We start from the raw sequence: 15,105 nt of genomic DNA on the forward strand, positions 1-15,105 counted from the left end.
GAATAGTGGCAATGAAACCGCTATTTTCCTAGCTTTTTTTCCAGTTCGCTTACCCTGTTGGCAAGTTTGGGGAGGTTCCTGAAGTAGACATATGATTTTTTATATACCGAGATGTCAAATGCAGGGCTGCCCATCATAATCGAATCAGCCGGAACTGTTGACGAAATGCCCGATTGTGCTGCAATTTTTACATTATCACCCACCTCGAGGTGGCCAATTATCCCAACTTGTCCGCCTATCATACAATTTTTGCCCACTTTTGCCGAGCCGGCAACGCCTGATTGTGCAGCTATTACTGTGTTTTCGCCAATTTCAACATTGTGTGCTATCTGAATCAGATTGTCAATTTTTGCTCCTTTGCGGATAATGGTCGAGCCCAGTGTTGCCCTGTCAATGGTGGTGTTGGCTCCAATTTCAACGTTGTCTTCAATGATAACGTTTCCAATTTGGGCTACTTTTTGGTAATGATTGTCGCTTTGAGGGGCAAAACCGAAGCCATCAGCTCCAATCACCACTCCGGCATGAAGAGTGCATGATGCGCCTATCTGGCAATCATGATAAATCTTTACTCCTGCATAAATAATGCTGTCTTTCCCGATTGTCACATTGTCTCCAATTGTGCTGTTGGGGTATATTTTGGCATTGTCGCCAATCACTACATTTTCTCCGATACTGACAAATTCAGCAATGTAACAATTGGCTCCTGCTTTTGCGCTTTCAGCAATGTAAGCATGTTTTGAGATGCCTGTTTTGTTTTGTCTTATCTGATTGTAAGCTTCAAGCATCTGCGCAAATGCATTATAGGCATTTTCAACCCTGATTAATGTGCAGTTAAGAGGGCGCTCGGCCATGAAATCAGTGTTTACAATAACGACTGAAGCTTCAGTGGAATAAATGAAGTGCGTGTATTTGGGGTTTCCTAAAAACGAGATGGAGCCAGGTTCGCCCTGTTCAATTTTTGAAAGTTTATACACTTCGGTTGATGGATTGCCGTCAACTTTTCCGTTGATGAGCGCTGCAATTTCGCTGGCGGTGAATTTCATAATTGGCTTTAAGGTTATGGTGTTTGTGATAGTTGATGGTGCTCGGTTGTTGTTTAATGCCTGATATTAGGTATTTTATCTATCAGACTAAAACATTTTTCAAGACTTTATAGTTTTCGGATAACACACAAAGTGTTTTGTTACGGTGCTGGTAAGCAATGAAATGTTTAATTGGTCTGACGATTCTGCAATATCACTCACCTTACCATCGCGTTGAAGCAGGCTTATTTTATCGCGTTCAGGAACATAGGCATTGTTGGTAATGATTCCGCTTGCAAAAAGGTAAGAGGTTTCTTCAGGAGTGATTTTAGGAAATGCACGGGCAATTGACTGGTTAATGGAAAGAATTTCTGAGCCTGAAAACGCCTGGTTGCGAAGTTCAATTTTAAATAAATGACGGTTAACCAGTGCCTGGCTCAGGTATGACAGGATAAAGTCAGGATGATGCATCCAGACTTTTATGCTTGTAAATACATCATGATCGTCTAACTGTGCAAATTTTTCAAGCAAATGCGCATTCCCGGCAAAATCGTTGTATGTGTAGTGATGTTGCAAAAATTCAGTAAACACAGGTGTTGCAAATAGAGATACGCCTGCTTCGACAAGTTTTTTTGCTCTTTTCAAAAGATTGATCAGTACATTTTCTGCCGCAACAACTGTTTTGTGATAATATACCTGCCAGTACATTAAACGGCGGGCAACAATAAATTTCTCAATGGAATAAATACCCTTGTCTTCAACCATCAGCTCGTCATCGTGTATGGTTAGCATTTTAATAATGCGTTCGGTATTAATCACGCCTTCTGATACGCCTGTATAAAAACTGTCGCGTTTCAGATAATCCAGCCTGTCCATGTCAAGCTGACTGGAAACAAGCTGATGCAAAAAGTGTTTTTTATAGCTGTTGGTAAATATGCTCAGAGCCAATTCAAGCCGGCCGCTAAATTGCTGGTTAAGGCTTTGAATCATAAGTGCCGAAAGTTCCTCATGACTGATTCCTTCCGCAATGCTATGTTCCAGTGCATGTGAGTAAGGGCCATGTCCAATATCATGCAATAAAATAGCAATGAGCGTGGCTTCGGCTTCTTCATCTGTAATTTTAAAACCCTTCAGTTTGAGGGTGTCAATGGCTTCCTGCGTAAGATGCATGGCGCCCAGCGCATGATGAAAACGGGTATGTAAGGCTCCCGGATATACGATTCCGGCCATACCAAGTTGTCTGATTCGGCGTAATCGTTGAAACCATGGGTGTTCAATTAAATCGAACAACAACTCTGGCGAAATGGTGACAAACCCGTGAACGGGGTCGTTGACTATTTTTCTTTTGTTGCGGGAATTCTGGATCACGATTTGCCTTATCTTTGTAGATGCGAAATTATGTTAAATTATATGCCGGTTACATACTAAAAACCAATTATCGGCATTATAATTGAGATCATAAAACGACCGGGCAAATTTACTGATTTTACAAGCCCGAAACTCAAACAATTTACACTTATAATTCTTGACATGGAGAATATAACCATATTATGGGCCGATGATGAAATTGACCTTTTGAAACCACATATCATGTTTCTTAAAGATAAGGGATATGATGTTTATACAAGTAACAATGGTGTTGAGGCTATTGAAATCCTCAAATCCCGGCCTTTTGATATTGTTTTTCTTGATGAACAAATGCCCGGCTTGTCAGGTATTGAAACTCTTCTTCAAATGAAGAATGCTTTTCCCAACTTGCCGGTTGTTATGATTACAAAAAGTGAAGAAGAGTCGATTATGGAGGAAGCCATTGGTTCGAAAATTTCAGATTACCTGATTAAACCGGTAAATCCCAATCAGATATTGCTTAGCCTCAAGAAAAACCTTGATAACAAAAAGTTAATCAGTGAGAAAACTACATTCAACTATCAGCAGCAATTCAGAAATATTGGCATGGAAATCAGTAACCGGCTGAATTTTAATGAATGGATGGATGTTTACCGGAAGCTGATTTATTGGGAACTTGAATTGGAAAAATCAAAAGACAGCGGCATCATTGAAGTGCTAAAAATGCAGAAGGATGAGGCGGGTCAGGTTTTTAGCCGTTATGTTGAACAAAATTATATGGAATGGATACAGGGTAAAACGCAGGATCACCCTGTTATGTCGCATACCTTACTGAAGGAAAAACTGATGCCTTTGGTGGAAGAGAACCAAAGCCTGTTTTTTATCCTTATCGATAATCTGCGTTACGACCAATGGAAGATTTTGCAGCCAATAGTTGAAGAATATTTCAGGGTTGAACGTGATGATATCTATTTCAGCATTCTGCCTACTACCACGCAATATGCACGTAATGCTTTGTTTTCAGGACTCATGCCAACCGAGATTGAGAAAAAGTATCCGCGCTATTGGGTGAATGAGGATGACGAAGGCACTAAAAATCAATTTGAATCTGAATTGTTAGGCGAGCAATTGAAAAGGTACGGACGTGACATAAAGTATTCTTATCATAAAATTCTTAATCTGGCAGCCGGCCGAAAATTGGTTGAAACAATGCCCAACCTGCTGGGGAACAGGCTGAATGTTATTGTTTACAATTTTGTTGATATGCTTTCTCATGCACGTACCGAAATGGAAGTAATACGTGAATTGGCTGATGATGAAGCCGCTTATCGTTCAATTACCGTTTCATGGTTTGAGCATTCACCGCTTCTGGAGATTATCAAATTTTTATCAGACCGGAAAATTACGACAGTTATCACCACTGATCATGGTTCAGTAAAAGTTGATGCCCCTGTTAAAATTATAGGAGATAAAGCCACAAACACAAACCTGCGTTATAAAACGGGAAGGAGTTTAAGCTATAATCGTAAGGAAGTATTTGAAGTGAAGAATCCGGCTGATGTTTATCTGCCAAAAACCAATGTGAGCTCAAATTATGTTTTTTGCCGGAATTCCGATTTCTTTGCATATCCTAACAATTACAACTATTATGTTAACTATTATCGCAATACCTTCCAGCATGGAGGTATTTCGATGGAAGAAATAATGGTGCCTTTTATCACCTTAAAACCCCGATAAAACACAATGAGTACTCATGAATTTCACTGTACTGATCTTCTTCAACTTGACGAAGTAGCCTCCGCCATCATACGGCAATATCCCAATGGCAGAATTTTTACTCTTTCAGGGCCAATGGGAGCCGGAAAAACCACTTTTATACAAGCTGTATGCAAGGTTTTACAGGTTAAAGATATTGTAAACAGTCCTACTTTTTCAATTGTAAATGAATATCTTACTGAAGAGGGAAAAAGTGTTTTCCATTTTGACCTGTACCGCTTACGTAAGCAGGAAGAACTGATGGATATTGGCTATGAGGACTATTTTTATTCAGGAAATATTTGTTTTGTAGAGTGGCCCGAGATGGCTGCCGAACTTATTCCTGAAGATGCTGTACAGATCAGCATCCGTGTAAACGAATCGGATCAGACCAGAATGTTTCTTGTAAATGCTCCTGTCATTAAATAGCGCAATTGTCTCTTTTTTTTGTAAATTAGCCATTGTATCAGGAGGTATTAATCAGGGAAAATGGAAGAACAAAAGCGGGATTTTATTATGTTTCCGGCGCACTCAGCCGGATTGATGCCACAGGAGGAGAGGCTTGAGATTCCGAATAAAGCCTGCAAGCTCAGCATTGGTATTCCCAAAGAAACAGCATTTCTCGAAAATCGCATTTCTTTGGTTCCTGAAGCTGTTGCCTTATTGGTAAACGAAGGGCATAAGGTTATTGTTGAAAATGATGCCGGAGCTGCAGCACATTATTCAAACAATCAATACAGCGATGCAGGGGCTGAAATTGCATACGATTCCTCAACGGTATTTCAGTCAGATGTTTTAATAAAGGTAGCTCCGGCTACTTTAACTGAAATAGAGATGATGAAAGGCAAACAGGTTTTACTTTCGTCGTTGAATCTGGCAGGTTTATCTGATGGATATTTCAGGCAACTGGCAGCAAAAAGAATTACTGCAATTGCTTTTGAGTATATAAAAGACAGGGATAGCAATTATCCGGTCATCAGAGCCATGAGCGAAATTGCCGGAAATACTTCTATTCTGATTGCTGCCGAATACCTGAGCCACCCTGACTATGGCCGTGGACTAATGTTTGGAGGGCTCAGCGGAATCTCTCCAACCGAAGTGGTTATTTTGGGCGCCGGAACTGTTGGTGAATTTGCAACCCGTGCAGCTATGGGTATGGGTGCAATGGTTAAGGTCTTTGACAGCTCTGTTTACCGGCTCCGCAGGTTGCAAAATAATATTGGTACCCGGATTTTTACCAGTGTTATTCAACCTCAGCCTCTTAGCGATGCCTTGCATACTGCTGATGTAGCCATCGGAGCTATCCGCTCGCAGGCAGGTCTTTCTCCTGTGTGTGTGTCGGAAGGAATGGTTCAGCAAATGAGAGCCGGCGCAATAATTATAGATGTGAGTATTGATCAGGGCGGGTGTTTTGAAACTTCAGTACTCACCGATCATAAAAAACCCGTTTTTGAAAAATATGGTGTAACGCATTATTGCGTTCCGAATATTGCATCAAAAGTGCCCCGCACTGCCTCGCGCGCGCTCAGCAACCTGCTTGCTCCCATTATCCTTAAAATTGGTGAAGAAGGAGGTATCAGTAATATTTTACGGGCTGACAGCGGGGTGCGCCATGGAGTTTACCTTTATAACGGGATTTCGACCAATCGTTATATCAGCGAATATTTTCATTTGCCACACAAGGATATTGAATTGCTTATTGCTGCTTTTCACTGATGAAAAGTGCGTTGGGTGCACTTTGATTGCTTCATCGTAAAATATAGAATTAAGAAAGGGTGTGTTGAATTTATTTCAACACACCCTTTCTTATTGTTTTGAATTTTCGCTGCTAAATTGTAAAGTGGCCAATATAGTTGTGAGGGCTTAATGCTCTCAATTCGTTTTTGATTTTATCGTTCACATTAAGACCGTCAATAAAAACAGCGATGGTTTCAGCTGTAATTTTACTGTTGGTACGGGTGAGTTCTTTCAGTGCTTCATATGGTTTGGGGAATCCTTCGCGCCGCAAAATTGTTTGAATGGCTTCTGCAACTACAGCCCAATTGTTTTCAAGATCGCTGTACAATTTCTCTTCATTCAGCACAAGCTTGCTGAGGCCTTTAAGAATTGATTTAATGGCAATAATGCTATGAGCTACAGGAACTCCAATGTTTCTGGTAACAGTTGAATCTGTCAGGTCGCGCTGCAGGCGTGAAATGGGTAATTTAGCTGAAAGATGCTCAAACAGCGCGTTGGCAATACCCAGATTGCCTTCAGCATTCTCAAAATCAATTGGATTTACTTTATGAGGCATGGCCGATGAGCCCACTTCTCCGGCTTTGATTTTTTGTTTAAAGTAATCCATTGATACATATGCCCAAATGTCACGGCTTAAATCAATCAAAATAGTATTGATGCGTTTAAGTGCGTCAAATAAAGCTGCCTGATTGTCATAATGCTCTATCTGGGTAGTTACTTTTTGTCTTTCAAGGCCTAAATGATTGCGGGTGAAATGATCGGCAAAGGCAAACCAGTCAATTTCAGGATATGCAGCATAGTGTGCATTCATATTGCCGGTTGCGCCTCCGAATTTTGCCGTAAAAGGAACCGCTTTTAATTGTTTTATTTGTTGTTTCAGTCGTTCGGCAAATACATAAAATTCTTTTCCAACAGTGGTAGGAGAGGCCGGCTGACCGTGTGTGCGAGCCAGCATGGGTATCTGTTTCCAGCTTTTGGCCTTGATGGTCAGTTTTTTAACCAAATCTTCAAGAACCGGCAGAATTACATCGTCAAGTGCAAGCCTGAGCGCATAAGGGCTGGCTGTGTTGTTAATGTCTTGCGATGTTAACCCGAAATGGAGGAATTCTTTATACTTTCCTAGTCCTATCTTATCGAACTTTTTCTTTAAATAGTATTCTACTGCTTTTACATCATGGTTGGTGATGGCTTCAATTTCTTTAACATCAGCAGCATCCTGAAATGTGAAATCGCGGCACAATGCTCTCAGGTTATCGTAATCAGCAATAGTAATAGCTTTAAGCTGAGGCAAAGGAATATTGCACAGTGCAATAAAGTATTCAACCTCAACAAATACACGATAGTTGATTAATGCAGCTTCTGAAAAAAAATAGGTCAGGCCTTCTACCTGTTTTCTATAACGACCATCAACGGGTGATATCGCATTTAATGTAGTTAATTCCATGGGGTTCTTATTTAAAGCAATGGTCAAAAGTAAGCAAGCAATGTTAACTAATGCAATTTTTTTTGTTTTTTTTTAGCTTAAGCAGCTCTTTATTGCGTTAATGTATTGTTTTTGAGGCTCTCCTATGATGAGCCATGCGCTTTATTTTACTTAAATTGACTATTTGAGGGTGTATATTTTCATTGTATCAGGCATTTTGCTCACATTCCCAAAGGTTCATCTATAATCAGAACCTCAGTTGGTGTATGCACTGGCCTTTTACGGATGATGGTATATGCGCGGCAACCTCTGGCTGCAGATTGGCAATTATGACAAATGCCGTCATGTGTGCAGGGCGTTTCACGTTCAAGCCGTTTCATATTCATGGGTGCTGCCAATTGCTCAATTCTTTCAAAAGCGGCGGCTTCGTCTTTTACAACTTTATTTATGCCTGCTACCACAATTACTTTTCGCGGGCCAAAAATCATAGCGGCCACCCGGTTGCCATAGCCATCAACATTGATTAGGGTTCCTTCTGTTGTGATAGCATTACTGCTGCAGATAAAAATATCACTGGTGAGTTCCTGTCGCATGGTTTCCAGTTTTTCCTCGTCGTTAAGTTCCGGATTTCCATGATCAATCAGTATTGCGCCCAGGGCTCTGGCTTTCTCTCTGATTTCCATTGATCTGATGGTCATGGAACCTCCAAAAGCTATTTTCATTCCGGGTTTTATCTGGTTGCAGATATGTGTGGTGGCATCAGCCAGATGGTCAAAGAATTTTGCATCAAACTGATTGCGGTTCAGGCTTTCAACTGTTCGCTTGCCTATGGTTTTTGTGTGCCATTGATGATAGTGCTCCATCGCTGTTTTTTTTGCAAATATACTCCCCAATTGCCAGAATAAAAAAGAGCCGGCTATTATGCCGGCTCTTTAAAAGATAATATTGAAGATTATGAAATTTTACTGAAAACATCGCGGATAATTTCGCTATAACGGTCGTTGTACAGAATTACACACCATACCTGAAGCAAAATAACCTCTTCCTTTTTAAGCCAATGCAATGATTTGATTAACTCTTTCTTAAAAAGTTCGCGATTGAAACTAACTTTTTGAAGCACTGTTTTTGTGTATTCCAACATCGTTTAGTGTTTTTATAAATGAAACAACTTTCTGAGTGCAATCGTTTGAAATATTAACGCTATCGTTGCTGTCTTGTTGTTTAAAAACCTGATTTTAACATTTTTTTAGCATTGGTCACACATGGCATAAGCCTCGGTCTTTAGTTTAGCGGCTTTGTGCAATGGTATGACTTTTATAGAGCGGGTAAGTAGTAAAAAAACCGATGGCGTCGTGGCTGATGTTGCCTGAAATATTAGATGGAGGACCGCTGAAAAGTGGTGTTTGAAATCCTGATTGCATTTGAAGCTGCATAACAAATGTGTAATATTCTTCAGTAATGCGTGAACTTTCAACACTCATTTGATCGCCTGGCTCCACTTTTTCAAGGGGGTTTGATTGATCCAGAAATCCTACGCCAATACCGTTGGTGTAATTGCCATTGAAAAATCTGTCATCGGTTACCAATACTTTATTCAGCGAATCAGATAATAAAACCCCATTCCTGTAAATCCGGAACATGTAAAAATCTTTGGTAGGAGGATCCTGTGCATAACATTTTATTTCATAATACCCCTTACTGCTGATATCGTCGCGGTAGACAGCTTTTATAGAATCGAGCACGAGGCCGGGGTAGCAATATGATTGAGCTGAATAGTTCTGTTGGCCACTAATAGGTGAGTCCAGGCTGATGTTCAGTTTGTAGGTGCGGCCGGGAATGGCCTTGTAATGCAGTGGCGTTTGATAAACGCCTGGCTCTGATTCGCTTAATGTGATGGTTGATTCGCCGTCATCAATGGTAACAACTGCGTTACTAACTGCCGGTGGTTTTTCTGAATAATAATAGCTGCTGGTTTTGGTGAGCTTAATAAAATGAGGAGTGGAGTCGGTTGTGATAATTCCTTCAACTACCAAACGGGCATAACTGTCGTCCAACTCTATATCAATACGCTCAGTGCAGGAAGCTGCCATAAAGAATAGGGCGGATATCATCAGCAGCACTTTGATCCGTGATTTTATGTTGCGATATTTCATTTTATTGCCAGATTAAAATTTGAAATTGTAAGTGATAGCAGGTATTATGCTGAACAGGTATGTTTTTTCAGCATAGGTTTCGGCAGTATTGCCTTGTTCCTGAACAAAATTTATTGCCCAGGCGTTTTTACGGCCATAGGCATTGTAAACAGAAAAATTCCATTCGCCCTGCCATCTGCGTTCCTTTTTATTTTTTCCTTTAACAGTGAAAGAAAGATCAAGGCGATGGTAATCAGGCAAGCGATAGGCATTGCGGGCACTGTAAACCGGCACAATTACATTTCCTATGACAGCCCGGCCGGTTGGAAAGGTTACCGGAGCTCCTGTTGCATAAACCCAGTTTGCCGACAAAACAGCCCTTTCATTAAATTCATAGTTCAATACAACGGAAATATTGTGAGGCTTCTCATAAGGGGCTCTGTATGAATTCCCGTTGTTAATTGCTGCAATTTTCCTGCGTGTGGCCGACCATGTATAGCTTACCCATCCGTTAAGTTTTCCGCTGTTCTTTTTTGCCATCAATTCCAGACCATAGGCCAGTCCGGTGCCGGTTCGAAGTTCACCCTCTAACTCCGGATTAAGCAAAAGTTCTGCATTGTCTTTAAAATCAATAACATCTGTCATGGTTTTATAATAAATTTCAGCAGAAGTTTCAATCGTATTCTCTTTCAGATTTCTAAAATATCCGATAGCAAACTGATTGGCTTTTTGAGGTTTTACATTAGGGCTGCTTGGAAACCATAAATCAAGCGGGGTGCCGGCTGTTGAGTTTTGTGCAAGGTGAATGTACTGAACTGTACGCGAGTAACTTGCCTTTATTGAGGCCTTGTTTGAAAGCATGTAGTTGATGCCAATTCTGGGTTCAAGAGCTGCGTAAGTGTTAAAAATTTTTCTTTTACCATATGTAGTAGAATCGGTAACGATGTAGTTGTTATAATTGTAAACAGTACCCGGGCCGATATTTTGAAAGGCTGAAAGCCTTACTCCGTATTTGATCAGCAAATTGTCAGTGATTTTTTGTTCATTGCTGGCATACAGGCCGTATTCCAATGCATAGTTGCGTTCAAGTTTAAATTCGGTGTACAAACTCTCACTTCCTGTGCCTTTTGCGTTTCCAGGGTCAAATGTATGTACAATAGCCGAGGCTCCAAAACGAATGGAATTCCGAGGGCTGGCATACCATGAGAAATCAGCTTTTAAACTTTGGTTCTGCATTTTTGATTTCCACAGAAAAGAGTTGGCGTTTCCGTCGGGTGTACCCAGTTGATAATCATACATACTGTGTATGAAGGTAAAATTGGAGAATAGCTTTTGCGAAAAGAGATGGTTCCAGCGCAAAGTACCGGTTTGGTTGCCCAAACTCATGCGTGCAAAATTGTTGCTGAATACGTCGCGACCAAAATAACCTGATAAAAAGATGCGGTTACGGTCGTTAATTTTATGATTTACTTTTGCGTTAAAATCATAGAAATACAATATGTTGTCCCTGATGTCCTTGTTTTTGGCGAAGGGGAGGAAAATATCTACGTAAGTCCTGCGACCTGCTAATAAAAATGAGGTTTGGTCTTTTTCAAGCGGGCCTTCAACGGTTAGCCGGCTCGATATAGTGCCAATTCCGCCAGTTGCAGTGAGTGTTTTTTGATTTCCATCTTTCATGCGGATATCAAGCAGCGATGATAAGCGACCACCGCTTGATGCCGGAATGTCGCCTTTGTAAAGGGTTACATCTTTTATGGCATCGTTATTAAAAACCGAGAAAAATCCAAGCAGATGTGAAGCGTTGTAAACAATTGCTTCGTCGAGCAATATCAGGTTTTGGTCAGGGCCTCCGCCTCGCACACTGAATCCTGATGAACCTTCGGCAGTTGACTGCACTCCTGGAAGCATCTGAATGGCTTTGATAATGTCTACTTCGCCCATCAGTGCCGGAATCCGGTTGATGGTTTTTATATCCATTCTTACAACACTCATTTCCGGTTTGCGAATGTTTTCATCGGGCCGTTCTCCTGTTATAATAACTTCCTTTAACTTTTGTTCTTTTGTTGAAAGTTCAATATTGATAGTTGTATTCTCTTGCAAATCAATTGCTTTCTCAATCGGAGAAAATCCAATAAATGAATAAATAATGGTATATCGACCCGGATTCAGACTAATAGAATAAAACCCGTATACATTGGATGTTGTACCTGTTTTGATTTCTTTGATATAAATTGTTGCTCCGATCAATTCTTCACCGGTTTGTTTTTCTTTTATATTGCCGCTTATGGTAAATCGTTTGCCCCCTGTTTCATCCGGAAAGGTAAAAGCCATTGCTGTGTTAAGCAAAATAAGTTGCAGAGATATTATAATCAGGTATTTGAGTTTCATTTGTAAATAGTGGTATTTAAGCGTGAATTTTACCAGGTTTATTGTTTATTTTCCAAATCCGCCAAAAAGCAAACCTATGGTTGCATGAGGTTGAGAAAAATCGGTATTTTGAAAATATTTTTTTTCCTGCCCCAGCTGGTTTACGTATGTTTTATCCAGGCCGCTGACAAACCTGTATCCTACGCCAATATTAAGTTTAAACCAGCGGTAAAGATTTAACTCAATTTCAGCCTGAGGATTAAAAACAAACACAACATCGTTCATAATGTTGTCATGCCAGTCAATATGATAGTCTCTTTCAGCCAGGCTTATGCTACCCCATCCGATTTTTGTACTTAATCCAAAATGAACCGCATTTTTAGGTTGATGAATGTAACCCAGCCACAAGCCTCCATATCCGAAGTCGGTTCTTACATCATAAAATGTAGAGATGTTGCCAAAATCATTTTCCATCTGAAGCTGTTTTAATCTGTGATCAGAACTCAGCCCTTCACCAAAAATGCCGGCAAAAAAAGTTTGATTAAAAAGTACGGCTCCACCGCCACCTGTAAGAACAGCCGGCTCGTTTGTTATTTGCGAAAAACTTAGGGTAGGCCCTCCAAAACCACTGATTTTGATGTTTTTTCCTGATAGGAGATATTGGGTTTCCTGGTTATTCTGCCCCAAAGCAATTACTGTGTAAAGCAGCAGAAAGAAAAATATCAGAATGGATGCAATGGTGTTGAGTTTTTTTAAGGATATCATCAGTTTTGAGATTAAGTTTACTTGTGCAAAAATAGATCTCAGTAATGATACCCCCTCATCAGAATCGGTAGAAGGGCATTTTGGCAGGATGAATTACTCAATCTGACGGATGAATTGTCAGCGCAGAGTGTATAAAAACGCAAATCAGGCGAGTTTTCTTCGCTTTAATTCGGTTTGAATAAGTAAAAGCTCCCGGCTGGTCTGACCAGCGATGGAGGTGTTTTCTTCGGCCCGGCGAATAAGGTATGGCATCACTGATTTAACGGGCCCATAAGGGACATATTTGGCCACATTAAAACCTGCATTTGCCAGATTGAAGCTGATGTGGTCGCTCATGCCAAATAATTGTGCAAACCAGATGCGCCTGTCATCACGGGGAATGTTTAGCCTGTCCATTTCGTTTGCCAGCAACTGATTGCTGTTTTCATTGTGCGAACCGCAAAAAATTTCAACAACATCAAGGTTGTTCACTGAAATGTTTAATGCTTCATCAAAGGCCTTGTCAGTGGCAGCTTTGTTGGGATGAATTGGAGACGGATAGCCCATTTCTGCCGCCCTGAACCGCTCTTTTTCCATGTAGGCGCCTCTCACAAACTTCACACCAAGAAAATATTTCCCTTCTTTTGCCTTGCTGATGCTTTTTTTCAGAAATGCAATCCTGTCATGCCTGTACATCTGCAGGGTATTAAATACAATGGCTTTTTCTTTGTTGAATTTTTGCATCATGCTTTCAACAACTTCATCAACCAGATGCTGATACCAGCTGTCTTCCGCGTCAATCATAAGCGGCACCCCTGACTGACTGGCTGCACTGCAAAGTATTTCTATTCTGTTTTTAAATTTTTCAAACTCGGCCAACATGATATTGTTCAGTGGCTTATCAGGAGAGGCTTCGTCAAGCAATTTGTGAGAAGCAAATGCCGTGGGCTTGAAAACAGCAAAAGGAATGTGTGGGTTTCCGGCGGCATTTTTTATAGAGCGCAATGTTTCGTCAAGCGTAAGCTGCATGCTTTTTTCATCGTGTTTTCCTTCAACAGAATAATCGAGAATGGAATGTACCCTGTAATTTGCCAAATTATTGACTACAGGTTCACAGTCGCTTAGGGTAAATCCGCCTACAAAATGACTGTAGATGGTTGGTTTTACAGCCCAGTCAACTGGAATGCCGGTTTGAAGTGCGAAATTCATTAATACTTTGCCGGTTTTAACAATCCAGGGCTTCGATAAAGTTTGAAAGAGCAAACGGGCTTTGCGTAAATCATGCCCGGAATAGTGCCTGAAGGCAATCTCAGTGTTGTCGAATCCGGAAATCAGAGGCTCCATAAATGGCTGCTTTTTTTTGCCAAATGTACAAATTCACATTAAATATTATGGGCATGGATAAACGTTTTACATTTTTTACTGTTTAATAGTAAAAACTTGTAAGTTTGCAATATGGCGAAGAAATTGCATACACTTGAGATAGCAGGAAGCCCCGTTTATGTAGGTCAGGGGGTGTTTGAAAAGTTACAGACCAACCTCAGTTCTGAATTGTCGTCAAAAGAAACCTTTTTTCTTTTAGCCGATGACAATACAATGAGAGATTGTTATCCGCTGCTGGTAGAAATGGTACCACAGCTTGAGAAGGCCTATAAAATTATTATTTCACCCGGTGAGGATCAGAAAACTTTGCAAACCTGTGAAAAAATCTGGAATCAGATGGCTGTAGCTGGTGCAAATCGCAATTCGTTGCTTTTTAATCTGGGTGGAGGTGTGATTACTGATATGGGAGGATTTGCTGCTTCTGTGTTTCACAGGGGTATGTCCTTTATCAACATCCCTACAACGCTTATGTCCATGATTGATGCTTCTCACGGTGGAAAAACTGGCGTTGACCTTTATTCATTGAAAAATCAAATAGGCTTGTTTTCGAAATCGGCAGGGGTTTATGTGTGGCCCGGTTTTTTAAATACATTGCCTCACAGGCAGATGCTTTCAGGTTATGCCGAAATGATGAAGCATGCGCTTATTGCTGACGCCAATTTCTGGAAAAGACTTACTCGCCTGCCCATGGCTGTCATCAGCAATTGGGAGGAATTTATTCTGGAGGCCATTCAGATAAAAAGCAAGATTGTGAATCGGGATCCTAACGAAACCGGGGTGCGCAGGCTGCTTAATTTTGGTCATACAATGGGGCACGCTTTTGAAACATATTCATTACGTCATGACGAATCGTCGTTAACTCATGGTGAAGCCGTGGCTATGGGAATGATATGTGAAGCATATATTTCATACAGGATTCTCGGATTTGACCATACACAGCGCGATGAACTTGTTAAACAGATTTTGCTGAATTTTAATCACTATAAAATCCCGACAACGGCCATTGATGAGCTGGTTGAAATAACCAATTATGACAAAAAAAACCGCAAAGGTCGTCTGAATCTTACTTTACTGCGTGATATAGGTAAAGCGGTTGAAGGTCATCATTGTGAGCTGGCTCTTGTTCGCGAATGTCTTTTCAGGTATACCGATTTTAGCCGGCATGTTCCTGTTGAAGGATAAGCTCACTGCTTAA

General features: G+C 40.7%; 13 protein-coding genes. 4 read left to right on the forward strand and 9 right to left on the reverse strand.

Going from position 1 to position 15,105, the window contains the following annotated elements; genetic code table 11:
* Positions 1 to 20: 20 nt before the first annotated feature.
* Both lpxD and H6541_02430 read right to left on the reverse strand, forming a co-directional pair.
* The gene (lpxD, locus tag H6541_02425; protein MCB9014622.1) at positions 21 to 1,043 is read right to left on the reverse strand and encodes a UDP-3-O-(3-hydroxymyristoyl)glucosamine N-acyltransferase; all 1,023 of its coding nucleotides are present in this window, start codon (positions 1,041 to 1,043) and stop codon (positions 21 to 23) included.
* A 99-nt stretch (positions 1,044 to 1,142) separates the two neighbouring features.
* Positions 1,143 to 2,387, reverse strand: coding sequence for an HD domain-containing protein (locus tag H6541_02430; protein ID MCB9014623.1), 1,245 nt, complete (start codon positions 2,385 to 2,387; stop codon positions 1,143 to 1,145).
* A 165-nt stretch (positions 2,388 to 2,552) separates the two neighbouring features.
* Between H6541_02430 and H6541_02435 the strand changes: the two genes are divergently transcribed.
* From H6541_02435 to H6541_02445, 3 genes are read left to right on the forward strand one after another with little or no spacing between them, the layout of a single operon-like run.
* A complete protein-coding gene (locus tag H6541_02435; GenBank protein MCB9014624.1) occupies positions 2,553 to 4,106 on the forward strand; it encodes a bifunctional response regulator/alkaline phosphatase family protein in 1,554 nt (517 codons plus the stop codon).
* A 6-nt stretch (positions 4,107 to 4,112) separates the two neighbouring features.
* Positions 4,113 to 4,553 carry a tRNA (adenosine(37)-N6)-threonylcarbamoyltransferase complex ATPase subunit type 1 TsaE gene (gene tsaE / locus H6541_02440; GenBank protein ID MCB9014625.1) on the forward strand — a complete coding sequence of 147 codons (441 nt, stop codon included), beginning with the start codon at positions 4,113 to 4,115 and terminating at the stop codon, positions 4,551 to 4,553.
* Positions 4,554 to 4,613: 60 nt separating this feature from the next.
* A complete protein-coding gene (locus H6541_02445; protein MCB9014626.1) occupies positions 4,614 to 5,840 on the forward strand; it encodes an alanine dehydrogenase in 1,227 nt (408 codons plus the stop codon).
* 112 nt (positions 5,841 to 5,952) lie between these two features.
* On the opposite strand, the gene purB is transcribed toward H6541_02445, so the two are convergent.
* The 7 genes from purB to H6541_02480 all read right to left on the reverse strand — a co-directional run bounded on the left by purB (position 5,953) and on the right by H6541_02480 (position 13,859).
* Positions 5,953 to 7,305: an adenylosuccinate lyase gene (purB, locus tag H6541_02450; protein ID MCB9014627.1), complete on the reverse strand. Its 1,353-nt coding sequence runs from the start codon at positions 7,303 to 7,305 to the stop codon at positions 5,953 to 5,955.
* Between the two features lie 200 nt (positions 7,306 to 7,505).
* Positions 7,506 to 8,147, reverse strand: a complete 642-nt coding sequence (locus H6541_02455) for a lactate utilization protein (protein MCB9014628.1) — start codon at positions 8,145 to 8,147, stop codon at positions 7,506 to 7,508.
* Positions 8,148 to 8,236: 89 nt separating this feature from the next.
* Entirely contained in the window at positions 8,237 to 8,425 is a 189-nt protein-coding gene (locus tag H6541_02460) for a hypothetical protein (protein MCB9014629.1), read from the reverse strand.
* Positions 8,426 to 8,570: 145 nt separating this feature from the next.
* Positions 8,571 to 9,395: a DUF4249 domain-containing protein gene (locus H6541_02465; GenBank protein MCB9014630.1), complete on the reverse strand. Its 825-nt coding sequence runs from the start codon at positions 9,393 to 9,395 to the stop codon at positions 8,571 to 8,573.
* Positions 9,396 to 9,449: 54 nt separating this feature from the next.
* Positions 9,450 to 11,747 (reverse strand): TonB-dependent receptor, encoded by a 2,298-nt coding sequence (locus H6541_02470; protein ID MCB9014631.1) that lies wholly within the window; start codon positions 11,745 to 11,747, stop codon positions 9,450 to 9,452.
* Between the two features lie 102 nt (positions 11,748 to 11,849).
* Positions 11,850 to 12,548, reverse strand: a complete 699-nt coding sequence (locus tag H6541_02475) for a hypothetical protein (protein MCB9014632.1) — start codon at positions 12,546 to 12,548, stop codon at positions 11,850 to 11,852.
* Positions 12,549 to 12,692: 144 nt separating this feature from the next.
* On the reverse strand, positions 12,693 to 13,859 hold the full coding sequence (locus H6541_02480) for a proline dehydrogenase family protein (GenBank protein MCB9014633.1): 1,167 nt from the start codon (positions 13,857 to 13,859) through the stop codon (positions 12,693 to 12,695).
* Positions 13,860 to 13,982: 123 nt separating this feature from the next.
* Here H6541_02480 and aroB point away from each other — a divergent pair, with 123 nt between their 5' ends.
* The gene (gene aroB, locus H6541_02485; protein MCB9014634.1) at positions 13,983 to 15,092 is read left to right on the forward strand and encodes a 3-dehydroquinate synthase; all 1,110 of its coding nucleotides are present in this window, start codon (positions 13,983 to 13,985) and stop codon (positions 15,090 to 15,092) included.
* The last annotated feature ends 13 nt before the right edge of the window (positions 15,093 to 15,105 follow it).

Source organism: Lentimicrobiaceae bacterium, assembly GCA_020636745.1.
Classification (GTDB): Bacteria; Bacteroidota; Bacteroidia; order Bacteroidales; family Lentimicrobiaceae; genus Lentimicrobium.